We start from the raw sequence: 24,446 nt of genomic DNA on the forward strand, positions 1-24,446 counted from the left end.
CTTGAACTCAATTCAGGCCGAGGTGCGTCGGCAGCCACAGCGAAAGCGACGGAAACAGGATCAGCAGGATAAGGCCAAGCACCAGCACCGCCAGATATTTAGCCATCGGCCGGGCGACATCCTCCATCTTGGTGCCGGTCATGGCGCAGGTCGCAAAGAGGCCGAGCCCGACCGGCGGTGCAAACAGGCCAAGCCCCATCGCGATCACCATGATCGTGCCGAAATGCAGCGGGTTGACCCCGAGCTGCAGCGCGATCGGTGTCAGCAGCGGGCCGAAGATGATCAGCGCCGGCGCGCCTTCGAGCACGGCTCCGAAGAACACCATCAGCACCGCCGCGAGCGCAATGAACATCAGGCTGCCATAGGCCTGCCCGAACGCGACCAGCGAATGCGACAGTGCAGCGGGAATCTGCTCGATGGTCAGGGCGAAGGCGAAGTTCGAGGCGGCGGCGACGATGAACAGGATGCCGCCCGCCATCGAAGCCGACTGCACGAACAAAGCGACGATCGAGCGCAGCGTCAGTTCGCGGAAGGCGAGCCCGCCGACGACCAGCGCATAGACCACGGCGAAAGCCGAGATCTCCGTCGAGGTCGCGACGCCCGAGGTCACGCCCCGGCCGATCATGAAAACCATCACGAGCGCGATCAGTGAACCGCCAATGAGCTGGGCCAGGGTCCGCCCGCTAGTCACGTCGGAGGGATCGATCCGGCTGCCGAACCAGATCGCCACCGCCGCAAGGCAAAGCGCCAGCACGCCGGCCGGGACGAGGCCGGCCATGAACAGCCCGCCGACCGAGATGTTCGCGACGAAGGCGAAGATGATCATGTTGACGCAAGGCGGGATGGTCTCCGACATCACCGCCGTGCAGGCGAGCAGTCCGGCGGCCTCATTGGGGTCCTGCTTGGTCTTGCGCACGGCCGGCATGATGATGCCGCTGACGGCCGCGATATCGGCAAGCTTCGAGCCGGAGATACCGGAGAACAGCGCCGTCGCGACGATGCTGATCAGGTTGAGGCCGCCCTTCAGCCGCCCCATCATGCGCAGCAGCAATTCGATCAGCCGCGCCGACATGCCGTTGGCCTCCATCGCCAAGCCAGCGACGACGAAGAAGGGAATCGCAAGCAGCACGAAATGATCGGCGCCCGAGGCCATCTGCTGGGCATAGATCACCAGCGGCAACGAGGGATCGTTGAGGAAATAGATCAGCGCCGCGAAGGCCAGCGCAAAGGCGATCGGCACGCCGATCACGACGCTGCCGACGAAGGTCAACATCAGCAACCAGAGCGGCTTCAACGCCAGACCCGGCATCAGCAGATGGTTCCAGGCATAAACGGCCGCGACGATCGCCAGTCCGGCGGCGAGCGTGCCCCAGACCAGGCGCGGCGGTCCCTCCAGCGCATTGGCGATGCCGAAGATCGCGATGAACAGGCTGCCCAGCACCACGGGCCAGAGATAGATCGCCTGCGGCAGGCCCAGCGGCGTGGTCTGGTCGCTGGTTTCGATCGTCAGGCCAATCGAGGTGAAGCACAGCGCCAGCGCGACCGTGACGATGATCCAGCAGCACATCTGTACCAGCGCCGGCCGCCAATGCGCCGGCAGCAGGCCGCGCACGACGTCGACGCCGGCATGGCGCCCGCGGCCGAGCACGGTGCCCGCGCCGAAGAAGACCAGCAGCACCATGATGGCGCGTGCGATCTCCTCGGCCCATTCCAGCGGCTCGTGCAGGGCATAGCGAAAGATCACCGAGACGAAGACCACGAGCACGTCGACCGCCAGCGCGAAGGCCGCGAGCGCCTCCATGATGTGGAGCATTCCGCGCAGAGTCCGGCCGACCTGGCCGAAGCGGGGGTAAAGCATGGGCGCGAGGCCCGCATCCGAAGCATGCATTGATTGAGACCGCGAGCAGGAGGGCCCGCAGCCGGCGCCACGCGGCGGCCGGCTGCCCGAGTGCAGTGTCGAATCTTAGCCGCGCGCCTTGGCGACCATCTCGAACAGCGCCTTGGTCGGCGGGTACTGCTTGGCGAAGTCGCCATAGAGTTTTTCCGACATGGGCTGCAGGATCGCCGCGCGCTCCTCCTTCGGCATCGGCGTGAAGCTGAGTCCCAGCCCCTTCAGCTCCTCGATCGCGCCGGAGCCTTTCGAGGCAGCTTCGGCGCGCTGGAATGTCGTCGCCTCCTGCGCACAGGCAAGGAACGTTGCCTTCATATCGGCGGGAACCTTGCTCATGCCGCGCTTGCCCATCACCGCGACCATCGGGCTGAAGAGGTGGTCGGTCTGGTAGCAATGCTTGGTGACTTCATAGAGCCGGTTGGCGATGACGCTGGCGGCGTCATGCTCGAAGCCGTCGACGACGCCTGTCTGCAGCGCCGTATAGAGTTCGTTGAACGGGATCGGCACCGGCACCGCGCCCATGATCTTGAAGGTCTCGATGAAGGCCGGTGCCGGCAGCACGCGCAGCTTGACGCCCTTCAGATCGGCCAGGCTCTTCACATTGACCTTGGTGTAGACGTTGCGGGCGCCGAAATGGAAGCCCCAGCCCAGCACCTCGGCGCCGCGGCGCTCGATCAGCATCTTGCCGAGCGCATCGCCGAGCCCGGAATCGATCGCCTTGATTGCATGGTCCTGGCTGTCGAAGACGTAGCCTAGGTCGAGCATGCCCCATTCGGCCACCGTCGTCGCCCAGATCGAGGAGCCGGTGATCATGATGTCGGTCGAGCCGAGGACGACCTGCTGCACCACATCGGCCTCGCGGCCGAGCTGGCTGTTGGCGAAATAGTCGAGCCTGATCTTGTCCCCGATACGCTCCTTCGCAAGCGCCTGGAAACGCTCGAACCAGACGAAATGGGCAGCGTTCCTGTCGGCAGGCATGGACGATGAGACGCGAAAGGCGATCGGCGCCTGGGCGCGAAGAATCGAGGGGCTGGCGATGACTGTCGCAGCGCCGCCAACGGCGCCACCCAGCAGGGCGCGGCGTGAAATGGACATAGGCGTTCCTTCCCGAAGCTAGTCAAAGACCGTCTTGAAGCGGCTAGTAAAACCTTACACTAAAACGTTACACTGATGTCAAGCGATGCGCTCTGTTGCGAGGCCAAAGCGTGAAATCAGCCGCTCGACGGGTCCGGCTTCTCCAGCCGGGAAGCGTTCTCCCGAGCCTACTCCCGCTGGTTTGGACATGCTCCTCGCGATGCCGCAGGCCATCTCAACATCGGGGCGTGACGCGCAGAGCAAGCGTCGCAATGGGGGCGGGATCAGACGAAAACGAAGGTTGACCGGACGCGTGTCTTTGCAAATCAGGCTGGTTATCCAAATCTCCATGGGATCAAGAGAATCGGGAATTTGATCCACGCAGCGTTGTCGAAATTTAAGCCCGCGAACTTGCCCGCGATGGGCGCGCGCTCGCCGGAGGTCGCGGTCAGCCCCGCACCTAACATGCAATGAAAAGGGGCTCGCCAGATTGGCGAGCCCCGCAAGGCTGAGGATGTTGCCCGGTCCGTCGGCCTCAAGCAGTCTCCAGCTCCTGCTTCATCTCCTCCATGTCCTGGAAGCGGTCGGCGAGGCGCGGATGGGCGCGGCTGTTGTCGGCGGCGCCGATCGCGACGAGCACCTCGTCGGCGGCCGGCGCATCCGGAATCTGGAACTGGGCGGTGAGGAAGTGCGAGCGCTTGCCGGTCTCGCTCTTGTGGATCATCGGGAGCGAGAGCAGGGCGCCCGGCGCGTTGCGCGTGTTGGTGAAGCTCAGATAGGCGGTACCCTTGACGGCCTCGCGGAACATGTTGCCGAAGCGCAGCGTGTGGATCAGCGCCGAGGCGTGCTCGATCTCGCCATTGGAGCCGACGGCGGCGGCCTTACCATAAGCCTCGACCTGCTCGGCCGGCATCACCGCGACGAGGCGCCTGGTGAGCTCAGCGCCGAGATGCGGGGCGATGCGCAGGATCTCGGGGTGCAGGTTATCGACGAAGCCCTGCCCAGCCCAGGGATTGCGCAGGACGGCTGCCACGACGACGAAGCGCACCGGCTTGCCGGCGGTCTTGCCGCCCTCGATGAAGGTTTCCTCGACGAAGGTCGAGATTTTGCGCAGGCCGTAGTCCATGGCGTGTCCACCCATTGCGATTGTGAAACGGTGGTGAAACGTAGCGGCCGCGCTTCCGCTTCGTCTTCCATCGGATCGCTGGAAGAATATCCTGGAACGACCTGCGATGCGGCGTAAGATCGACCGCTAAGGAAGGATCAGCACGGTGGCAGACCAGGCCTCGCAGATGCGCTCGCTGCGCGATGTCGCGAGCCGGATCAATTCCGGCGGTGATCTCGACACGGTGCTTCGCGACCTGATCCGAGCTGCCTGCGAGCATGGCGGCTGGGCACTGGGCTCGATCATGGCGATCGATGCGGCGCATGGCGATGCGCACGTCATCGTCCGGCACGACCCGACACTGCTGCGCCGGCCGCTGGAGAACCGCTGGGAGCTGGCGACGAGCCCCGCTTTGATCGCGCTCCAGCGCAACGAGCCCGTCTACATCCGTGACGCGCGCGCCTCGGACGAGTTCCCGGGCTACCGCCGCGAGGCCTTCGAGCGCGACTATCGCACCGTGCTCGTACTGCCGATGAGCTGCATGGACGCGCAAGGCCGGCCAATGGTGCTGAACGTCGTCTCGCGCGGCGTGACCGACGTGTCCGGCGACGACCTAGCCTTCATGAGCATGATCGTCCATCTCGGTGGCATCGCGGTGGCGCGCGAGCATCAGCTGCGGGCGCAGCGGCTGGCGGCGGAGCAATTGCGGAACGCCCTGCAGACCCAGACCATGCTGTTGCAGGAGGTTCTGTCCGGCGGCTCGACTGCGGCTCTTTCCACCATGCTCGCCGGGCTGCTGCCGGATGCGATCCTGGTCGTGGATTTCGCCGGTAATGCGCTCACGGCCAGCCGCTCGCCGGCGCCGCTGCGCTACGATGATGCGGCCTGGCAGGCGGCGCTCGACGGCGCGGTCGGCGCGCAGATCGCGGCCGCCGCTCGGGAGGCCGTGGCGGCCGGCCGGGTCGAACCGCAGAACCTTCACCTCGATGACGGATCGCAGCGGGCGCAGATCGCGGCAAGAATTGAGGCGCTCGATGTCGATGGCCAGCCGGTCGGCGCGCTGGTGATCTTTCCGGAGAGCGGCGAGGGGGGCGGGGATCTCCAGCGGCTCCTGCTCGACAGTGTGAAATTTGCGCTCAGCGTGCAGATGATGCGCAGCGTCATCCGCTTTCGCTTCGAGACGCGCACTCTGACCGAGCTTTTCTTCGAAATCGTCGAGCGGCGCTGGCGGGATGCCGACGACATCGTCCAGCGCAGCCGCCGGCTCGGGCTCGCGCTTGGCACGCCGGCGCGGATGATCGTGGTCGACTTTCCCGACGGCCCGACCCCGCCGGCCGATATCAGCGTCGACTGCCACCACGCCGTGACCCGGCTTGCGCGCCAGATGAACCTGTCGATCAACGTCATTGCGGTCGGCGGCGGGCTCGTCTGCCTCGTTCCGGAGGGGAAGAGCGGGGGCCCTGAGCGGGCGGTGAAACTGGCGCACCGCATGGTCGAAGTCCTGCGCCACAGCTTCAGCCGCGAGCCGATCGTGGTGCTCGGCGGCGTCTGCGACGGACTTGAGAGCTACCCGAAGGAATGGGAGCGTTGCTGGCGGATGATCCGGATCGCGCGCTCCTTCGGCCGCAGCGGCACCTTGTCGGCCTTCGACTTCGGTCCGATGCCGATGCTGATCGGCGCAGCCGAGTCGGCCGATGTCCGTAGCTTCGTCGATGGGGCGATCGGCGCGGTGATCGCGCATGACCGCAAGCACAATACGCCTTATCTGGAGACACTTGCTGCCTATTTGCGCGAGGGCTGCCGCGCCCAGGCCTGCGCCGATGCGATGGGGCTGCACGTCACGACCTTGCGCTATCGCCTCTCGCGCATCCAGGATCTCTTCGGCATCGATCCGGAAACGGCCGACAAGCGTTTTGCCATCGAGCTCGCCATCCGGCTGCACGGCGTCATCGAGAGTAGCGAAGTGACGGTGGCCTGAGAGATCTCGGCTCCATCGATCCGGCGAAACATTTCCTGAATCTGTCCGGCTGTTCCTAGGAAGCGAAGGGCATTCTCGGCGCCTAGCCTCTCACCACGATCCCGCATTGATCGAGGTGAGGCCGATGCTCGCTACCGCGGAAAAGACAGCCCCTGCGATCGATCCGGTCGCGCTGCGCCGCGCTTTCGGCACCTTCGTGACCGGCGTCACCGTGATCACCACGCGTGATGCCGACGGCACCCTGCGGGGCATGACCGCGAACTCCTTCACCTCGGTCTCGCTCGATCCGCCTCTGCTCCTGGTCTGCGTCGGCAAGAGCGCCCATAGCTACGGCGCCTTCAACAACTCGGATTCCTTCGCGGTCAACCTGCTGCACGAGGCGCAGACCGACATCTCTAACCTGTTCGCCTCCAAGGCTGCGAACAAGTTCGACACCGTCAATCACGACCGCATCCATACCGGCGCGCCGGTGCTGACTGACTGCCTGACCTGGTTCGACTGCATGGTCCACAACCGCGTCGACGCCGGCGACCATGTCGTGCTGATCGGCGAGGTGCAGGCCTTCGGCACCAGCCCCTCAGCGCCACTCGGCTTCTGCCGGGGCCGCTACGCCAATGTGAAGGATCCGCTGCCGCCGGGCTGGCTCGAATCCCACGGCATGATCGTCGGCTACCTGATCGAGTCGGACGGGCAGCTCCTGCTTCGCGCCGACGGCAAGGGCGGTTGGGTGCTGCCGAGTGCCAAGCGCCGCATCGCCGACAATGAGTTGAAGCTCGACGGCGGCGATGCGCTGACGCTCGTGCCGGACGACACCTTCCTCTACTCCGTCTTCGACGTCAGCGACGGCGACCCAGGCTACCTGATCTACCGCGCCCGGCTGGCGCAGGATTCCGCTTCGGTCGTGCTCTCGCCGGGGCTCCGCTTCTTCCCGATCGACGCACTGCCCTTCGACGAGATCCCGACCCGCGAGATCAGCTCGATGCTGCGGCGCTATGCGCGCGAAAGCGCCGGCAAGCGCTTCGGAATCTACATGGATTCCAACGATGGCGGCCGTCTCGCCATGGTCGGCGAGGCGCAGCCCTGGACCACCGTTCCGCAATCCTGAGCCGGTAGAGCGATCATGCAGACGACCGTCACATCCCTCGAAGGTTCGCGCCAGGGCCTGTTCATCGACGGCGCCTTCGTCGCACCGAAGAGCGGCGTCTATGTACCGTCCTACGACCCGACGACGGCCGAGCCCTGGTACGAATTCGCCCAGGGCGACGCCGCCGATGTCGATGCCGCTGTGCGCTCGGCGCGGGCCGCCTTCGTCAATCCGGCCTGGCGCCGCATGACCCAGACCGAGCGCGGCAAGCTGGTGCGCCGGCTCGGCGAGCTCGTGCTCGCGAACGCCGACGAGCTGGCGATGATCGAGTGCCGCGACAACGGCAAGCTGCTCAAGGAGATGCGGGCCCAGATGCGGGCCATCCCGGATTCCTATCTCTACTTCGCCGGCATGGCCGACAAGCTCCAGGGCGACACGATCCCGGTCAACAAGCTCGACTCGCTGAACTTCAACCTGCGCGAGCCGCTCGGCGTGATCGGCATGATCATCCCGTGGAACTCGCCGCTGATGATGCTGACCGGCACGCTCGCGCCTTGCCTCGCCATCGGCAACACCATCGTCGTGAAGCCCTCCGAGCATGCCACGGCCTCGAGCCTCGCGCTGGCGGAGCTGGCGATCGAGGCCGGCATCCCCCCGGGCGTTCTCAACGTTGTCACCGGCGACGGTGCCACCACCGGCGAGGCGCTGACGCGCCATCCCGGCATCGCCAAATACGTCTTCACCGGCTCGACCTTTACTGGGCGCAAGATCGCCGGCAACGCCGCGCAGAACCTCGCGCCTTGCCAGATGGAGCTCGGCGGCAAGTCTCCCCATGTCATCTTCTCCGATGTCGACATCGACCGGGCGGTGAACGGCGTCGTCTCGGGCGTCTTCGCCGCGGCAGGCCAGACCTGCGTCGCCGGCTCGCGCTGCTTCGTCGAGCAGCCGGTCTACGATCGCTTCGTCGAGGCGCTGGTCGAGCGCACCCGCCGCATCAAGGTTGGTCACCCGCAGGTCGAGGACACCGATATCGGCCCGGTCGCACTGGCGGCCCAGCTTGCCAAGGTCGAGGACTATGTCGGCTCCGGCGTACGTGAGGGCGCGAAGATCGCTGTCGGCGGCCGCAAGCCGCAGGACGGCGAGCTGGCGCGCGGCTGGTATTTCGAGCCGACGGTCATGGTCGAGGCGCGCAACGACATGCGCTTCATGCGCGAGGAGATCTTCGGGCCGGTCGTCGGCATCGTGCCGTTCAAGACCGAGGCCGAGATGATCCAGCTCGCCAACGACACGGAATATGGCCTGGCGTCGGGCATCTGGACCAGGGACATCGACCGAGCGATGCGCTTCGCCCGCGAGATCGATGCCGGCACCGTTTGGATCAACACCTACCGCTCCGCCGCCTACATGTCCGCCAATGGCGGCATGAAGAACAGCGGCTATGGCCGCCGCGGCGGCTTCGAGGTGATGCGCGAGTTCTCGCGCCTGAAGAACGTTCTCATCGACTACTCGGGCGCCATGCAGGACCCGTTCGTCATTCGCCTGCGCTGAGCTGTCCGCGACAGAAGCCAGAACGGAGGAAAGCCATGAAATTCGCCGTTTCCATCAGCATGGAGCGCTTCTCGCCGGGTGAGTCCATGCGGGACGCCGTCAAGAATTTCCGCACCTTGGCGAAGGTCGCCGACGAGGGCGGCTTCGAGACTTTGTGGACCGCCGAGCATCACACCATCGAGTGCACGATCTCGCCGAATCCGTTCCAGACGCTGACCTGGCTCGCCCAGCACACCGACCGCATCCGGCTCGGCACCGCGACGCTGGTCGCACCCTATTGGTCGCCGATCCGGCTGGCCGGTGAGGCCGCGCTCTGCGATCATCTCACTGGCGGGCGCCTCGAGTTCGGCATCGCCCGCGGCGCTTATCAATACGAATTCGACCGCATGGCCGGCGGCATCCCGCAGCAGCAGGGCGTCGCCTTCATGCAGGAGCTCGTGCCGGCGGTGCAGAAGCTCTGGGCGGGCGACTACGCGCATGACGGGCACTACTGGAAGTTTCCGCTCGCGACCTCGGTGCCCAAGCCCCTGCAGCAGCCGCACCCGGCGATCTGGGTCGCGGCACGCGATCCCGGCACTTTCGACTGGGCGGTCGGCATCGGCGCCAACATCCTCTCGACGCCGCTTTCGGCGCCGCCGGCCGAGGTCGGCGTGCTCGGTGAGAAGTTCCGCAAGGCGGTCGCCGACCATCCCGAGCACCCCCGCCCGCGCCTGATGATGCAGCGGCGCACCTGCATCTACGACCGGCAGGCCGACTGGGAGCTCGCGGTGCGGCACTCGGTCGATTACGGCGGCTATTTTGAGAACCTGATGCAGAACAGTGGCACGGTGACGAACGGCTTCCCCGAGGCCATTCCCTTCGAGACCATCGCCAACCGCGACAACTACAATCCGCAAGCCGTGCGCGACAATTTGATGTTCGGCACGCCCGACGAGGTGATCCGCAAGCTGCAGGTCTATGAGGAGGCCGGCGTCGATCAGTACTGCCTTGGCCTCTCGTTCAACCTGCCTTTCGAGCTGCAGATGCGGACGCTGCGCCTCTTCATCGACGAGGTGATGCCGCATTTCGCCGCCCGCGAGCGCGACGGAGCCAAGGCGCTGCGCCTTGCGGCCGTGGGATACTGAGCCGTGGCTGCCGGAACCTCGGCCGCCCGGCGCGCCGAGCCGACGGGTGGGCCGCAGAGCCTGACCGTCGGCGGCGTGAGGCTGAACTATCGCCTGCAGGGGCAGGGCGAGCCGCTCATCTGCATCCACGGCGTCGGCTCCTATCTGGAGGCCTGGGAGGGTGTGGCGGAGCGCCTCTCCGATCGCTTCCGCATCCTGACATTCGACCTGCGCGGTCATGGTCGCTCGAGCAAGGTGCGCGGGCGCTACGAGATCGACGATTTCGTCGGCGACGTGCTGGTGCTGGCCGACCATGCCGGTTTCGAGAGTTTCAACCTCGCCGGCTTCTCGCTCGGCGGGCTGATCGCGCAGCGACTTGCGCTGACGTATCAGCAGCGCGTCCGCCGGCTCGTGCTGCTGGCGACGGTGGCCGGACGCAACGAGGAGGAACGCGAGCGCGTCGCGACCCGGCTGGCGGCCCTGCAAGCGGGTGACCGCGGCTCGCATTACGACGCCTCGCTCTCGCGCTGGCTGACAGAGGGCTTCCAGGCAAGAAACCCGGAGCTGATCGCGCAGCTGCGCCAGCGCAATGCCGAGAACGACCCGGAGTGCTATGCTGCGGCCTATCGCGTGCTGGCGCAGACCGATTTCGGCGGGCTGCTCGACCAGATCCGCATCCCGGTCCTGATCGCGACCGGCGAGGCGGATGCCGGCTCCAATCCGCGCATGGCGCTTTACATGCACGAGCGCATCTCCGGCTCGCAGCTGCACATCCTGCCGGGTCTGCGCCACTCGATCCTGATGGAAGCGCCCGAGCAGGTCGCCGGGCTGATGCGCGACTTTCTTGGCAATGGCTCGGAAAGGCAGTCGGCATGATCGTCGAGGAACGGATCTACCGCATCCGCAATGGCCGCATGGGCCGCTATCTCCAGCTAGTGCGCGAGGAGGGGCTGGCGATCCAGCAGCCGATCCTCGGCCATCTGGTCGGCTACTTCACCACCGAGATCGGGCCGCTCAGCCACGTGACCCATCTCTGGGCCTATGCTGATTTCGAGGACAGGACGCGCCGGCGCCAGCAACTCGCGGACGACCCGCGCTGGCAGGCCTTCCTGCCCAAGCTTTCGGAAACCATCGAGCAGGCTGAGAACCGGATCCTGCTGCCGACGGATTTTTCGCCGCTGCGCTGACGCAGGAGAGGCCGATCTTCCTCGTGGGAGACGAGTGAAGGTTTTCATTCTCCTGCGGATCGCAGGAAGACGCACAAGCCCTGCCGGCTCTTAACTGAGGCGGCAGGCAGGTCGCACAAGCCCGGTGCAAGCGGGCGCCGAGAGGAGGGGTTCGGAGATGACCGAGCGACTGCAGATCCAGAATCTGTACAAGGTATTTTCCAGCACGCCCGGGCCTGCGCTGGAGATCCTGGCCAAGGGTGGCGACAAGAACGAGGTCTTCGAGAAGCTCGGCGCAGTCGTCGGCCTCAACAACGTCTCGCTGACCGTGCCTCAGGGCGCCATGTACATGGTCATGGGCCTGTCGGGCTCCGGCAAGTCCACGCTGGCGCGTTGCATCAACCGGTTGAACGAACCGAGTGCCGGCAAGATACTGCTCGACGGTCGTGACATCGTGCCGCTCGGGGAAGAAGACCTGCGCGAGGTGCGCCGCACCCGCATCTCCATGGTCTTCCAGCACTTTGCGCTCCTGCCCAACAAGCGCGTCATCGAGAACGTTGAATTCGGCCTCAAGCTGCGCGGCATTGCTCCTGCCGAGCGCCGGCGCCGCGCCGAGGAGGTGCTGACCGTGGTCGGCCTTGGCCGCTGGGGCTATCATTTCCCGCACGAGCTTTCGGGTGGCATGCGCCAGCGCGTCGGCCTTGCCCGCGCGCTCGCGACCGATGCGGACGTGCTGATCATGGACGAGGCGTTCAGCGCGCTCGATCCATTGATCCGCACCGAGATGCAGGACGAGCTGCTGCGCCTGCAGCGCACGCTGAACAAGACGATCCTGTTCATCACCCATGACTTCCAGGAGGCGCTGAAGCTCGGCACCCGCATCGCCATCATGTCCGAGGGCGAGCTGGTCCGCGAGGGCACGCCGCAATCGATCGTGCTGGAGCCGGGCAGCGACTATGTTGCCGCCTTCACCCGCGAGATCGACCGGGCCCGCCTGTTCGACGCGCGCTCGGTGATGCGCTGCGGCGAGCCGATCCTGCAATCGGAGCGCGGCAGCCTGGTCGGCGAGACCGGTGGGGCGGGCTTCGTGCTGGACCGTGACGGCAGGATCCTCGGCACGCTCGACGCCGATGCCTGCGGCAAGGCCCGCAGCAGTGGCGAGATCGGCGCTCCGAGCGCCGACTATGTCAGCGTGGGGCAGGGGGCGAAGCTGCTGGAAGTTGCTCGCAGCTATCGCGGTGGCTGCCCGATCGCGGTCGTCGACGACGATGGCAAGTTCGTCGGCACGCTCGGCGCCGACGACATCCTGGACCGCATCTCCTCCACCACGCCCAAGACCGCTTCCACTGGAGAGCGCCATGTTCAAGGCTGACGATCTTGCCGTTTTCCCGATCGACGCCTGGATCCAGAGCGGAGTCAGCTGGGTGGCGCTCAACCTGCGCCCGATCTTCCTCGCCATCAAATGGCCGGTCGAGAACCTGCTGAGCCTGAACGACTGGGTGCTGCACGCCATTCCGTTCCCGATCTTCGTCGTCGGCTTCTTCCTGCTCGCCTGGCGGCTGTCGACGCTGGGGATCGCGCTGTTCAGCGCCATCTCGCTGATCGTGATCGCCATGCTCGGCGTCTGGAACGAGGCGATGACGACATTGTCGCTGATCTCGACCGCCATCGTCTTCTGCGCGGTGATCGGCATTCCGATGGGCATCTGGTGCGCCCGCAGCGACGGGGTCTGGAACGTCGTGCGCCCGATTCTCGACATCATGCAGACGACGCCGAGCTTCGTTTACCTCGTCCCGGTCGTGATGCTGTTCGGGGTCGGCACCGTGCCGGGCGAAGTCGCGGTCGTGACGGCCGCGGTGCCGCCGCTGATCCGCTTCACCAATCTCGGCATCCGTATGGTCGAGCACGAGATCGTCGAGGCCGGGCTCGCCTTCGGTGCCGACAAGCGGCAGCTCCTCTTCGAAATCCAGCTGCCGCTCGCCATCCCGACCATCCTCGGCGGCCTCAACCAGACCGTGCTGACCGCCATGGTTCTATCTGTCGTCGTGGCGATGATCGGCGCCGAAGGCCTCGGCCTCGTCGTGCTCCAGGGCCTCGGTCGCCTCGATGTTGGCCGTGCCGCGGTCGGTGGCATCGCCATCGTGTTGCTCGCCATGGTGCTCGATCGGATCACGCAGAAGCTGGCTGCGCCGAAGGCCGGTGGCAAGTCCGCCGCGCGCGTCCCGCTGCTCGGCACGGTGGCACGCCTGTTCAAGGGCGGGCGGCCCGATGAGGCCGGCGGGGTAGCCGCATCGGCCAAGCAGGCTGTCTGACGCATCGTCAGATGCGCCAGCAGATCGGGCTGGGTGCGGTTGCACCCGGCCTGGAAGGCCCGCCATGAGGCGGGAAGGGGAACAATAAAAAGCAACGCAAGGCAGGTCGGGCGACGTGCCGGGCAACGAGGAGAACGAGATGATGACCATCAATCGGCTGAAAATTCTGACGGCGGCTGTTGCGGCAGGCGTGCTCGTCTTTGCTGCGGCTCCGTTGCAAGCGCAGGAACTGCCTGGCAAGGGCAAGACGATCCGCTACGCCCAGAGCGACAGCCTCGGCGCCAACTATGTCACCGCCCAGATCGTGATGAAGGCGCTGAAGGAGCTCGGCTACGACATCAAGCTCAGCACCGTAAACACGACCCTGTTCTTCCAGGCGGCGGCACAGGGCGATCTCGACCTCGCGACGGACGTCAACTTCCCACAGCGCGAACCTGGCTTTCGTGCCGTCGAAAAGGATGCCGAGATCGTCGGCGGCGGCCTGATCGTCGGTGGCGGCATCAACGGCTACCTGATCGACAAGAAGACGTCCGATGCCCACAACATCACCTCGCTGACCCAGATGAAGGATCCGAAGATCGCGGCACTCTTCGGCAAGGACGGCAAGGCCGACCTGATCAATTGCGATCCCGGCTGGAGCTGTGGCGACGTCGTCGATTTCCAGCTCGACAAGTTCGGCCTGAAGGACACCGTGAAATCCATCCGCGGCAAGTACGAAGCGCTGATGGTTGAGGCCGTGGCGCGAGTGAAGCGCGGCGAGCCTGCCTTCTTCTACGCCTGGAGCCCATCCTGGGTGAACAATGCGCTGGTTCCGGGCAAGGATGTCGTCTGGCTGCCGACGCCGGAGGACGCGCTGCCGGCGTCCGTCCCGAACAAGGGCTCGGCTCTGGTCAAGGGCGTCAAGGGCTGCGCCGGCGGCGCTGATCCCTGCCGCATGGCCATGGCCTCGTGGAACTGGGGGGCGGTCGCGAACAAGAAGTTCGTCGCGGCCAACCCGGCTGTGAAGGCGCTCGTCGAGAACATGAAGTTCCCGCTCGAGGACTGGTCGGGCTGGGAGTTCAACATCAACAAGAACGGCGGCAGCAACGCCTTGATCACCAAGATGGCCGACGAATGGATCGGCGCCCACAAGACGCAGTTCGACAGCTGGATCGCCGCAGGGCGCGCGGCGAAGTAAGCCGAGACCTCGTCTCCAATACCGCTGGCAGGCGGAGCCGTTTCCGGCCTCGCCTGTTGCATGCGAAAGGCTCGGCCAGGCTGCGCCGGGTCGAAATGCAGAGCCCTGCTTAACGGGCCCGCGCTGCCGAGCCTTTCCCTTGGCCGCGAGGACTATCGAACGTCTCGTCTGGCGGTCCCAAGCTGTCCGGCTTGGCATGGCAGGGTTGGGACTGCTTCAGAGCGACTGAAAACTCTTTTCCGCTCGACAGCCGAATTCGGCCCGTTGCTGACATTAGCAATGTCCGCTCTTCGGCAGTCCATCCTGCCAGAGGCGGCGACCGTGATTGGCCGTTGGCAATTTCCGTCTGGAAGCGGTTCAAAAATTCGCGCTGTCCGCTTGTTTCTCGCTGCTGCGGCTGAGCGGGCCGGCGCGCTCGCGGCGCCGGGCACTCCATCGCCAAATCGTCCATGAAGCGGCTGCTCGTGGCGAAAGGGGAACCAGGCCCCATTTCAGCACCGCCCCGCATCCCCCGCCTGCCGCATCAGGCATAGGCGGTCGAGCCGTCGGGGCGGCGGGGGACCTTGCGCTCCCAGTGGACGTAGTCCTCCTTGGCCAAGACATCCATGTCCATCTCGACGCCCCAGCCCGGGCGGCCGGGCCGCAATTCGAGGTAGCCGTCCTTCGGCAGATAGGGGTCCTTGACGTACCAGGCCCCCTGCGAGCGATCGGGCTGGGCATTGGCGTCGCCCCTGCCGTCGCCGAAGGCGTAGTTGGGGCCATGCGGGAGCCGGTACTCGAGAATCCGGAAGTTGGGCTGCGCCGCTGAGAAATGCAGATTCACGGCGGTGGCGAGCGGCCCCATCGGGTTGTGGGGCGCGACGGTGACGTAATGCGCCTCGGCGATCGCCGCGATCTTGCGCATCTCCAGGAGGCCGCCGACGACGCAGATGTCGGGCTGGATGATGTCGCAGCCTTTGACCGAGAGCAGCCGCAGGAACTCGAACCGGCTGTAGAGGGATTCGCCGGTCGCGAGCGTGCAGCTTAGCCCGCGCTTCAGCTCGCCCCAGGCTTCGACGTTCTCGGGCCGCAGCGGCTCCTCGAAGAAGAGCGGATCGTAGGGGGCGAGCGCGTTGCCGAGCTGCATCGCCTGTCCGACCTCGAAGATCTTGGCATGCGCGTCGAAGGCGATTTCATAGTCCGCACGCACGGTCTCGCGCAGGTTGCGGAAATATTCGGCGCTGGTGCGCACGACCTCGCCCCAGCGATGGGCATGCATGTCGATCCGGTAAGGGCTGAGCTTGAACGCCGTCAGCCCCCATTGCTCGTTCAGTGCGTTGAGCTCGTCGCGCGCGATGGCCGGGTCCGGCGCGGTGTAGACGCCAGCATAGACGCGCACCTTGTCACGGACATTGCCGCCGAGCAGCATGTAGACGGGAACGCCGAGCGCCTTGGCCGAGATGTCCCAGAGGCAATGGTCGATGGCCGAGATCGCCGCAAGCCCGAGCGCGCCGGGCGGGAAGCGGCTCTGCTGCATTAGGTAGAGGATCAGGTACTCGATCCGGCGCGGGTCTTGGCCGCGGATGAACTCGAACAGGTAGTCGAGCAGCGGCAGCAGCGCCTTGTCGGGCCCGTGATTGTAGCACTCGCCCCAGCCGGTCAAGCCGTCATCGGTGTCGATGGCGATGACGACGCGAGGGCGATCCTTGTCGCGCGACATATAGGCCCGCAGGCGCTCGATCTTCATAGGCTCAGCTCTCCGGGAAATAGGCGCCGCGCTTCCAGCGCGTCTGCACGTAGACATGCTCGCGGAAGGTGCCCTCGGCATAGGAGCCGGCGCCCTCCGTCACGGGAATCGAGACGTTCATCTCGCTCGGCCATTGCGCGACGAAATCCTCGTCGATCTCGACGCCGAGGCCGGGACGGTCGGGCACGTTGAGATAGCCGTCGCGCGAGACCGGATGCGGGATGACCGTCTTGGCGCGGCCGTCCCAGTCGTCCTCGATGCGCTCGAGGACGAGCCCGTTCGGGCAGCTCGCGAGCAGATGCAGCGCGGCATATTCCGCGACCGGGCCGAGCGAGCCGGAATGAGGCGCCAGCATGATGTGATGCGCCTCCGCCATCGCCGCGATCTTCTTCATCTGGGTGATGCCGCCGGCGCGTCCGGTGTCCGGTTGCACCACATCGATCAGGTCGCGCTCGATCAGCTCGCGCTCGCCGAAGATCGTGGCCATGCGCTCGCCCGCGGCCAGCGTCACCGAGGAATGGCTGCGGATGCGGGCGTAGCCGTCGAGATTGTCCGGTGCGATCGGGTCTTCAACCCACATCATCTTGTAGGGTTCGAGGGCGCGGCAGACCTGAGTCGCGTCGGCCGGCGTCAGCCATGGCGGGCCATGCAGGTCGATGGCGATGTCCACCTCCGCGCCGACCGCCTCGCGCAGCGCTGCGACCTTCCCGACGGGATCGGAGACGCCGCCGCATTTGATCGCGGTGACGCCGCGCTGCTTCAGCGACAGCGCGGTCTCTGGCGTATTGGCGTGGCCATAGATCCGGATCTTGTCGCGCAGCTTGCCGCCGAGCAGATTCCAGACCGGCGTGTTCAGCACCTTGCCCTTGATGTCCCAGAGAGCCATGTCGATGCCGGTCATCGCGCCGGCGCCGACCACGCCGGTCATGCCGTGGCCCATGATCGCGATCTGCATCTTCTGCCAGAGCCGCTCGATATGGGTCGGATCCTCGCCGACGAGCAACGATTTGAGGTCCTCGACCGCCGTCCTGATGACGCGCGGCCAGCCCGAGCATTCGCCGATGCCGGTGATGCCTTCGTCGGTGACGACCTTGACGAACAGCCAGTTGCGGCTGCCGGTGAGATTCTTCGAGAATTGCTGCGCGCCGAACGATCCGTCCGACGCCCAACTCTTGAGGCTGGGCGCGCCGGCATGCATCAGGAAGGTCTTGATGTCGACGATCTTCATGGGGAATGCCCAGGGGAGTTGATTAGCCGGCGTATCGATGCCTGCGGTGGATGCTGCGGGCTCTCGGGTCGGGCCGCGGAATGGCCGAGATCAGCGCCTGCGTATAGGCATGCGTCGGCGCGTTGCAAACCTGCTCGGCCGCGCCGGTCTCGACCACCTTGCCGCGATACATCACCGCCACCCGGTCGCACATGTAGCGGATGACGCCGATATCGTGGCTGATGAAGACGTAGGACAATCCGAGCTTGTCCTGCAGGTTCATCATCAGGTCGAGCATCTGCGAGCGCAGCGACACGTCGAGCGCCGAGGTCGCCTCGTCGGCGACGATGATGCGGGGATTGAGCGAGATGGCCCGGGCGATGCCGATGCGCTGGCGCTGGCCGCCGGAAAAGGCGTGCGGATAGCGCTCCCGCCAGGACGGCTCCAGGCCGACCTGCCGCAGCAGCTCGGCGACGCGGTCATCGAGCTCCTTGCCGGCCGCGATCTTGTTGACGAGCAAGGGCTCGCCGACGATCTGGGCCACCGTCATGCGCGGGTTGAGCGAGCCGACGGGATCCTGGAAGATCATGCGGATCTCGCGCCGGCAGGCCTTCAGCGTCTCCTTGTCGGCCTTGAGCAGGTCGACGACCTCGCCATCGGCGCGTCGATAGTCGATCGCTCCACCCTGGGGCTCGTAGACCCGCAGCAGGCAGCGCCCCATCGTCGTCTTACCCGAGCCGGATTCGCCGACGATGCCGAGCGTCTCGCCCGGCCTGACCTCCAACGAGACGTCGTCGACGGCCCTGAGCGGAGCCTTGAGTGAGCCAAAATACATCGCGAGGTTCTTGACCTGCAGGACCGGCAGGGCCTCCTCCGCGATCGGCGCGCGCTTGAGCCGGATCTCGGCCTTCTGCTCCAGCTTCAGCACCGAGCCGATCAGCATGCGGGTGTAGTCGTCCTGTGGCGCGTGGAAGATGGCGTCGACCGGGCCGCTCTCCATCACCTTGCCATTGTGCATCACCAGCACGTCGTCGGCGATCTCCGCCACCACGCCCATGTCGTGGGTGATGAACATCACGGCCATGCCGTGCTGCTTTTGCAGTCGCCTGATCAGGTCGAGGATCTCGGCCTGCGTGGTGACGTCGAGCGCCGTCGTCGGCTCGTCGGCGATGAGCAGGGAGGGATTGCAGGCCAGCGCCATCGCGATCATCACGCGCTGGCGCATGCCGCCCGAGAACTCGAACGTGTAGCGGTCCACGGCGGCTTCGGGCTTGGGGATCTCGACTTGGCTCAGGAGCTCGACGCAGCGCGCGCGGGCCTCCTTCTTTCCCATCTTCAGGTGGAGCTGCAGCACTTCCATGATCTGGTCGCCGACCGTATGGACCGGCGACAGCGACGACATCGGCTCCTGGAAGATCATCGCGATCTCGCGGCCGCGAACGGCGCGGATCTCGCGCCCCCGCGGGTTGAGCTTCGCGAGGTCGACCGAGGTTCCGCCCGGCCGATGCAGGACCATCGCGCCCGAGACGATGCGGCCGGGCGCATCGACGATCTGCAGGATCGAGCGCGCCGTCACGCTCTTGCCCGAGCCGCTTTCTCCGACGATGCAGAGGGTCTTGCCGCGCTGGAGCGTGAAGGAGACGCCATCGACGGCTTTGACGGTGCCGTTGCGCACCGGGAAATGCGTCACGAGACCCGTCACTTCGAGGATGATCGGGGCCGGCGCGGCAGTGCGCGCCTCCGGGGCTATGGCGAGATCGATGACGCTCATTTGTTGTACGGATCGGCGGCGTCGCGCAATCCGTCTCCCAGGAAGTTGAGGGCGATCACGGCGATCACCACAGCGATGCCGGGCGCGAACAGCCAGGGCGCGGTCGCGATCGAGCGGATGTTCTGGGCCTCGCGCAGCAGCACGCCCCAGGAGATGGTCGGCGGCTGCAGCCCCAGGCCGAGGAAGCTGAGTGCTGTCTCGGCCAGGATCATCGCCGGGATCGCCAGCGAAATCGACGCGATAATGTGGCTGGCGAAGCTCGGCAGCATGTGGCGGAAGATGACCCGTCCTTCCGAGGCGCCGTCGAGCCGCGCCGCGGTGACGAATTCCTCGGTGCGCAGGCTGAGGAAGCGGCCCCGCACCACACGGGCGAGCTGGGCCCAGCCCGTCAGCGACAGGATCAGCGTGATCATGAAATAGTTGAGCGTCGCCGGCCAATCCTGCGGCAGCGCGGCCGACAAAGCGAGCCAGATCGGGATGCTGGGCAGCGACAGCACGAATTCGATGACGCGCTGTACCGCGAAGTCGATCCGCCCGCCATAATAGCCCGAGATGCCGCCGAGCAGGATGCCGATGGTCAGGGAGAGCAGGACGCCGACCAGGCCGACCGACAGGGAGATCTGGGCACCCTGCATGATCCGGCTGTAGACGCAGCGGCCGAGGCGGTCGGCCCCGAGCAGGAAGATCGGCTGGGTCTTGTTCTCGGAGGCGATCAGGTGGGTCGTCGTGCTGAACAGGCCGAGCAGCTTGTATTCATAACCCTCGCCGAGGAAGCGGACATAGCTCTTGCGGCTCTTGTCCTCGCTGTAGACCGCCGAGAGCGTCTGCGGATCGCGCTTGAACGTGTAGGGATGGATATAGGGGCGGATCGCCCAGCTCCCATCCGCCGCGGTGTCGATGAAGTGGATCGTCTGCGGCGGGTAGAACGCCGCCCGCGCATTCTGCTGCGACGGGTCGTTGATGGCGAAGAAGCCCGGCGCAATGGCGATGATGTAGAGGAACGCCGTGATGACCAGCCCCGCCATGGCGAGATGGTGGCGCTTGAACGCCCACCAGACGAGCTGCCATTGCGAGGCGACGGCCAGCCGCTTGCTGTCGACGGGTGAAAGGGCGGTGTCGGTCATGGCCTATTCCAGCCTGATGCGGGGATCGACGAGGGCGAGCAGGATGTCGCTGATGAGCGAGCCGACGAGCGTGAGCGTGCAGATCAGCAGCACGAAGGCACCGGCCAGGTACATGTCCTGGCTCATCAGCGACTGGAGCAGGAGCGGCCCGGCGGTCGGCAGGCTCAGCACGATGGCGACGATGATCGAGCCGGAGACTAGGTTCGGCAGCAGCCAGGAGATCGTCGAGATGAACGGGTTGAGGGCAAGGCGAACCGGGTACTTCACCAAGAGGTGGAATTCCGACAGGCCCTTTGCCCGCGCTGTCGTAACATAAGGCCTGTTCAGCTCGTCCAGCATATTGGCGCGCATGACGCGGATCAGGCTGGCAGTGCCGGAGACGGCCAGGATGATGACCGGGATCCAGAGATGCTGCAGCAGGTCGATGACCTTGCCGACGCTCCATGGCGCCGTCAGGTACTGCTCAGAGAAGAGCCCGCCGACCTCCTGCCCGAACTCGACCGCGGCAACGTACATCAGCACGAGCGCGAGCAGGAAGCTCGGGATCGCGAGGCCGAGGAAGCTGAAGAAGGTGACGACGTAGTCGCCGATCGAATATTTCTTGACCGCCGAGAACACCCCGATCGGCAGCGCGATGCCCCAGGTCGCGAGCAGCGTCGAGAAGGTCAGCACCAGGGTCAGCGCCATCCGCTCCCAGATCAGATCGCCGACCGGCTGCTGCCACTCGAAGCTTAGGCCGAAATCGCCCCTGAGCACGATGCCGCTGATCCATTTGAAATACTGGACGATCATCGGCTGATCGAGCCCGAAGCGGATCCTCAGGTCGGCTGCGGTATTCTGGTCGACCACCTCGTTCGAGGCCGCAAGCGTCGCGATATAGGTCGTGACGAAGTCGCCCGGCGGGAGCTGGATCAGCACGAAGGACAGAAAGCTGACGACGATCAGTGACGGCACCATCCAGAGGAGGCGCTTGGCGATGAAGCGGAGCATGGCACTGCCTGTTTCGATGAGGGAGCCCGGTCACGCCAGAGGCGTCGCCGGGCTCCCGTCGCTCATGTCGTGAAGAAGAATTGCTGCGGCAGGGCCGGGCCGGGATTGGGCCAGGACCAGGCGTTGGGATATTTCGGCGGCACGTTCTGCAGGTTGTTCTTGCAGATACCGAAGGCGTTCACCGCCAGGCAGATGCCGATGGTCTCGAAGGCCTCGGCCGTGAGGTCGAAGACCTGCTTCATGAGCTCGCCGCGCTTTTGCAGGTCAGCCGTGGCACGGGCCTGGTCGTAGAGCTTCATGCGCTGTTTCTGGCTATCCGGCGGCTCCTGGCCGTCCTTGCCGCCCGAGACGTACCATTGCGCCCATGGGATGGCATAGCGCGAGCCCTGGGTGTGCTGGGCGAGGTAGTCGCGCGGATCGAGCATAGGATCGAGCCCGCCGGGGCCCGGCCAGACGGCGGCGTCATGGTCGTTGTTGTCGCCGCGCGTGTAGTACAGCGCGCGCTCGATCGTGTTGATCTTGATGTCGACGCCGATCTCGGCCCAGTGCCGCTTCACCAGCTCGAGTGCGTCGACCTGGTCGGGGTACAGGGTCGGGATCACGTCGATGGCGAAGAAGACCCTCTGCCCGTCCGGCCGCAGCCTGATGCCGGCGTCCTTCTTGGCATAGCCGAGCTTATCCAGGATGGCGTTGGCCTCGGCCGGGTCGAATTTGGTGAATTGCTCGGACAATCCCGCGTGATACCAGGGGTGGCCCGGGCGCGGCCCGGTCTGATGCGGCTGAGACTGGCCGAGATAGACCAGGTCGATGATCTCCTTGCGGTCCATGCCCAGCGAGAGCGCCTTGCGGAACTCCTTGCTGGCGAACATCTCCCGCATCTTCGCGTCCTTGTGGGTCATGTTCAGATAGATCTGAACCTGCTGGGACGACGAGTTGACCAGCTCGATCAGGCGGTAGCCGCCCTTCTGCATGTTCTGCGACAGGGTCGGCTTATTCTGAAGCGTGTCGAGATGGCGCTCCTGGATGTCGAGGCGCCCGGAGATCGCGTCGAGCATCAGCGACTCGACGTCCTGCGAGATGCTGAAGGTGAGCCGGTCGATGTAAGGAAGCTGGTTTCCGGCGCTGTCGACCTGCCAGAAATAGGGATTGCGCTCCATCACGACGCGCGTCGAACCGCCCGTATAGGCCTCCTTGACCACCCAGGGATCGAGCGTCGGCTTCTCGACATTGCCCCAGCGCGACGGGATCTCGATATCGCCGCACTTGTTGCGGAACAGCGTGCCCCAGTCGGATAGGTTCGCCGCTTTGACGAGGTCAGCTACGCCGGAATTGTATTTCGGGTGGAACTGACTGCAGTAATGCTTGGCGAAGAGCGTCGGATGCTGCCCGAGCGGGGTCGCCATCTGCTCCAGGAACAGCGCATACGGGCTGGCGAAGGTAAACTTGACCGTCGTCTCGTCGATCTTGGTCGCCGTGCCCGGCTTGCCGTTGATGACGATCGGCGAGGGGGCGGACTTGTAGAGATCGGTGTTCTTGGCGCAGTCCTCGATCGCGAAGACGACGTCATCGGCCGTGAACGGCTTGCCGTCGGACCATTTCATGCCCTTGCGGAGATAGAAGGTGAACTCGGTGGAATCCGCGTTGACCTCCCATTTGTCGGCGACGTTCGGCAGGACTTCGGTGAAGGCCAGGTTCCAGCGCACCAGGCCCTGGTTGCCGACCATCCGCAGGATGCCGTTATGGTCGGACGAGCCGCGCAGGCCGCGCCTGAGCGAGCCGCCATAGCGCCCGACCTTCTCCACCTTGATGACCAGCGGGTTCGCCGAAACCCGCTCGGCCAGCGGCGGCAGTTTGCCCTCCGCCGCCAACTTGGCGAGGGTCGGCGCTTCCTTGGCCGCCTGGGCGAAAGCCGCATGGGGCATGGCCGAGAGCGCGGTGGCGCCGGCAAGTCCCTTCAGCATCTGGCGGCGGTCTAGGCCCCGGCGCCGGTGTGGTCCTCTTTGGGTGTCCCTGCTCATGTTTTCCTCCCGGATTGAGATGTTGCCGGCCTTTTTTGGCCTTGTCGTTTAGGGTCGAGGAGCCGTCGCGCGGCTCGTGGCGTCGCCGCCTGTTCAGGTCACATCATGCCAGTTCGATCCGTACCGTTGCCCGGATCGCTTCGCCGGGGCGCAGCACCCGCATCCCGGTTCCTGCTTTTCCGGCTGCCGCGAGATTGAAGGCGTCCGCGACGTGGCTCACCGGCTCGAGGCAGAGATAGCGCCCGCCGGATGGGACATGGAACACGAGATGATCGAGCGGGGCGTCGGCCTGGATCACGATCCGTGTGCCGTCCTGGCGGTCGATCGAAGCGATCCCGTCCCAGCCGGCGTAATAGGTCGTGGCGTCGTTGCCGTCGTGAGGTGAATCGTAGTGGCGCGCGCTGCCGGTGAGCGGGCGAAGCTGCCGGCCGCATCCGTCGGCATCCTGGTCCCACAGGGCCTCGCAGGCGAACCGGATCCGGTCGCCGTGCGACACCGCGAAATAGGGATGGATGCCCAGGCCGATCGGCATCGGCGAGTCTGCCCGGCTTTCGACGCCGATCTCGTGGGTCAGGCCGGCCGGGTCAAGCGTGATGCGCTGAACGGCCTCGAACGCCCAAGGCCATGCGTCCGGAGCATCCTGCGGATCATGGCGATAGCGCATCTCGATATGCGTGTTTGCCTGCCGGGTCACGGTCCAGGGCCGCATCTGGCAGAAGCCATGCAGCGCGTGCGGAGCCGCGGCGGGGTGCGGCGCAAGTTCGACCCGGGTTTCGCCGAACCGGAAGGCGGCGTCGCGGATGCGGTTCGAATAAGGGACGAGCGGATAGATGCCCGCTTTCGGCCAGATCAGCGGATCGAAAGCGGCCTCGGGCATTGGCACCAATAGGTCGGTGCGCAGACCGCCGTGCTCCTCGCGCCACAGCGCCGCGAGCCGCCCACCCTCGGCTGGCCTCACCGTTGCCCGCATCGACCCCGCCGCCATAGCGCGAACGGAAGGCGAGGCCTGCGCAGAACGGAGCGGTGGCGTCGTCGCGTCCGCCATTGTCACGTTTCGTCCCCACTGAGCCGGGAGAACCCCGATCTTGACCAAAAGGCTAGGAGTGGTGAGGCGTGGTGTCAACGACCATTCTTACTATGTGCGAAAAGACGAATTACTTCGCATTTGCAGC

The 24,446-nt window shown here is 65.7% G+C and carries 19 protein-coding genes; 9 read left to right on the top strand and 10 right to left on the bottom strand.

The annotated features are described in order from the left end of the window. Positions 1–7: 7 nt before the first annotated feature. The 3 genes from ACSQ24_RS08620 to ACSQ24_RS08630 form a co-directional block, all read right to left on the bottom strand. Positions 8–1,858: a TRAP transporter large permease gene (locus ACSQ24_RS08620; RefSeq protein ID WP_436094288.1), complete on the bottom strand. Its 1,851-nt coding sequence runs from the start codon at positions 1,856–1,858 to the stop codon at positions 8–10. A 105-nt stretch (positions 1,859–1,963) separates the two neighbouring features. After that, positions 1,964–2,986, bottom strand: coding sequence for a TRAP transporter substrate-binding protein (locus ACSQ24_RS08625; protein ID WP_436094289.1), 1,023 nt, complete (start codon positions 2,984–2,986; stop codon positions 1,964–1,966). A gap of 514 nt (positions 2,987–3,500) precedes the next feature. Beyond that, positions 3,501–4,091, bottom strand: coding sequence for an amino acid synthesis family protein (locus ACSQ24_RS08630; protein WP_436094290.1), 591 nt, complete (start codon positions 4,089–4,091; stop codon positions 3,501–3,503). 166 nt (positions 4,092–4,257) lie between these two features. Between ACSQ24_RS08630 and ACSQ24_RS08635 the strand changes: the two genes are divergently transcribed. The 9 genes from ACSQ24_RS08635 to proX all read left to right on the top strand — a co-directional run bounded on the left by ACSQ24_RS08635 (position 4,258) and on the right by proX (position 14,438). Continuing rightward, positions 4,258–6,048, top strand: a complete 1,791-nt coding sequence (locus ACSQ24_RS08635; RefSeq protein WP_436097852.1) for a helix-turn-helix domain-containing protein — start codon at positions 4,258–4,260, stop codon at positions 6,046–6,048. Between the two features lie 124 nt (positions 6,049–6,172). Further along, positions 6,173–7,153, top strand: coding sequence for a flavin reductase (locus ACSQ24_RS08640; RefSeq protein ID WP_436094291.1), 981 nt, complete (start codon positions 6,173–6,175; stop codon positions 7,151–7,153). Positions 7,154–7,168: 15 nt separating this feature from the next. Continuing rightward, entirely contained in the window at positions 7,169–8,680 is a 1,512-nt protein-coding gene (locus tag ACSQ24_RS08645; RefSeq protein ID WP_436094292.1) for an aldehyde dehydrogenase, read from the top strand. 35 nt (positions 8,681–8,715) lie between these two features. Beyond that, entirely contained in the window at positions 8,716–9,804 is a 1,089-nt protein-coding gene (locus ACSQ24_RS08650) for an LLM class flavin-dependent oxidoreductase (protein ID WP_436094293.1), read from the top strand. Positions 9,805–9,807: 3 nt separating this feature from the next. Beyond that, positions 9,808–10,659, top strand: coding sequence for an alpha/beta fold hydrolase (locus ACSQ24_RS08655; protein WP_436094294.1), 852 nt, complete (start codon positions 9,808–9,810; stop codon positions 10,657–10,659). Beyond that, complete coding sequence (locus tag ACSQ24_RS08660) at positions 10,656–10,970, top strand: NIPSNAP family protein (protein ID WP_436094295.1); 315 nt, start codon at positions 10,656–10,658, stop codon at positions 10,968–10,970. The genes ACSQ24_RS08655 and ACSQ24_RS08660 overlap by 4 nt, the downstream gene beginning before the upstream one ends. A gap of 157 nt (positions 10,971–11,127) precedes the next feature. Continuing rightward, positions 11,128–12,321 (top strand): quaternary amine ABC transporter ATP-binding protein, encoded by a 1,194-nt coding sequence (locus tag ACSQ24_RS08665; RefSeq protein ID WP_436094296.1) that lies wholly within the window; start codon positions 11,128–11,130, stop codon positions 12,319–12,321. Further along, positions 12,308–13,261 (top strand): ABC transporter permease, encoded by a 954-nt coding sequence (locus tag ACSQ24_RS08670; RefSeq protein WP_436094297.1) that lies wholly within the window; start codon positions 12,308–12,310, stop codon positions 13,259–13,261. The genes ACSQ24_RS08665 and ACSQ24_RS08670 overlap by 14 nt, the downstream gene beginning before the upstream one ends. Before the next feature lie 139 nt (positions 13,262–13,400). Beyond that, positions 13,401–14,438 (top strand): glycine betaine/L-proline ABC transporter substrate-binding protein ProX, encoded by a 1,038-nt coding sequence (gene proX, locus ACSQ24_RS08675; protein ID WP_436094298.1) that lies wholly within the window; start codon positions 13,401–13,403, stop codon positions 14,436–14,438. A gap of 523 nt (positions 14,439–14,961) precedes the next feature. Here proX and ACSQ24_RS08680 read toward each other — a convergent pair. The 7 genes from ACSQ24_RS08680 to ACSQ24_RS08710 all read right to left on the bottom strand — a co-directional run bounded on the left by ACSQ24_RS08680 (position 14,962) and on the right by ACSQ24_RS08710 (position 24,319). Next, positions 14,962–16,164: a mandelate racemase/muconate lactonizing enzyme family protein gene (locus ACSQ24_RS08680; RefSeq protein ID WP_436094299.1), complete on the bottom strand. Its 1,203-nt coding sequence runs from the start codon at positions 16,162–16,164 to the stop codon at positions 14,962–14,964. A gap of 4 nt (positions 16,165–16,168) precedes the next feature. Continuing rightward, positions 16,169–17,392 (bottom strand): mandelate racemase/muconate lactonizing enzyme family protein, encoded by a 1,224-nt coding sequence (locus ACSQ24_RS08685; protein ID WP_436094300.1) that lies wholly within the window; start codon positions 17,390–17,392, stop codon positions 16,169–16,171. Between the two features lie 22 nt (positions 17,393–17,414). Then, positions 17,415–19,142, bottom strand: coding sequence for an ABC transporter ATP-binding protein (locus tag ACSQ24_RS08690; protein ID WP_436094301.1), 1,728 nt, complete (start codon positions 19,140–19,142; stop codon positions 17,415–17,417). Then, on the bottom strand, positions 19,139–20,266 hold the full coding sequence (locus tag ACSQ24_RS08695; protein ID WP_436094302.1) for an ABC transporter permease: 1,128 nt from the start codon (positions 20,264–20,266) through the stop codon (positions 19,139–19,141). Before ACSQ24_RS08695 ends, ACSQ24_RS08690 begins: the two co-directional genes overlap by 4 nt. A gap of 3 nt (positions 20,267–20,269) precedes the next feature. Beyond that, a complete protein-coding gene (locus tag ACSQ24_RS08700) occupies positions 20,270–21,256 on the bottom strand; it encodes an ABC transporter permease (protein ID WP_436094303.1) in 987 nt (328 codons plus the stop codon). A 62-nt stretch (positions 21,257–21,318) separates the two neighbouring features. Beyond that, complete coding sequence (locus ACSQ24_RS08705; protein ID WP_436094304.1) at positions 21,319–23,217, bottom strand: ABC transporter substrate-binding protein; 1,899 nt, start codon at positions 23,215–23,217, stop codon at positions 21,319–21,321. Between the two features lie 160 nt (positions 23,218–23,377). Then, positions 23,378–24,319 carry a hypothetical protein gene (locus ACSQ24_RS08710; protein WP_436094305.1) on the bottom strand — a complete coding sequence of 314 codons (942 nt, stop codon included), beginning with the start codon at positions 24,317–24,319 and terminating at the stop codon, positions 23,378–23,380. Positions 24,320–24,446: the final 127 nt, after the last annotated feature.

This window comes from Allobosea sp. LjRoot237, assembly GCF_964253285.1.
GTDB lineage: Bacteria > Pseudomonadota > Alphaproteobacteria > Rhizobiales > Beijerinckiaceae > Allobosea.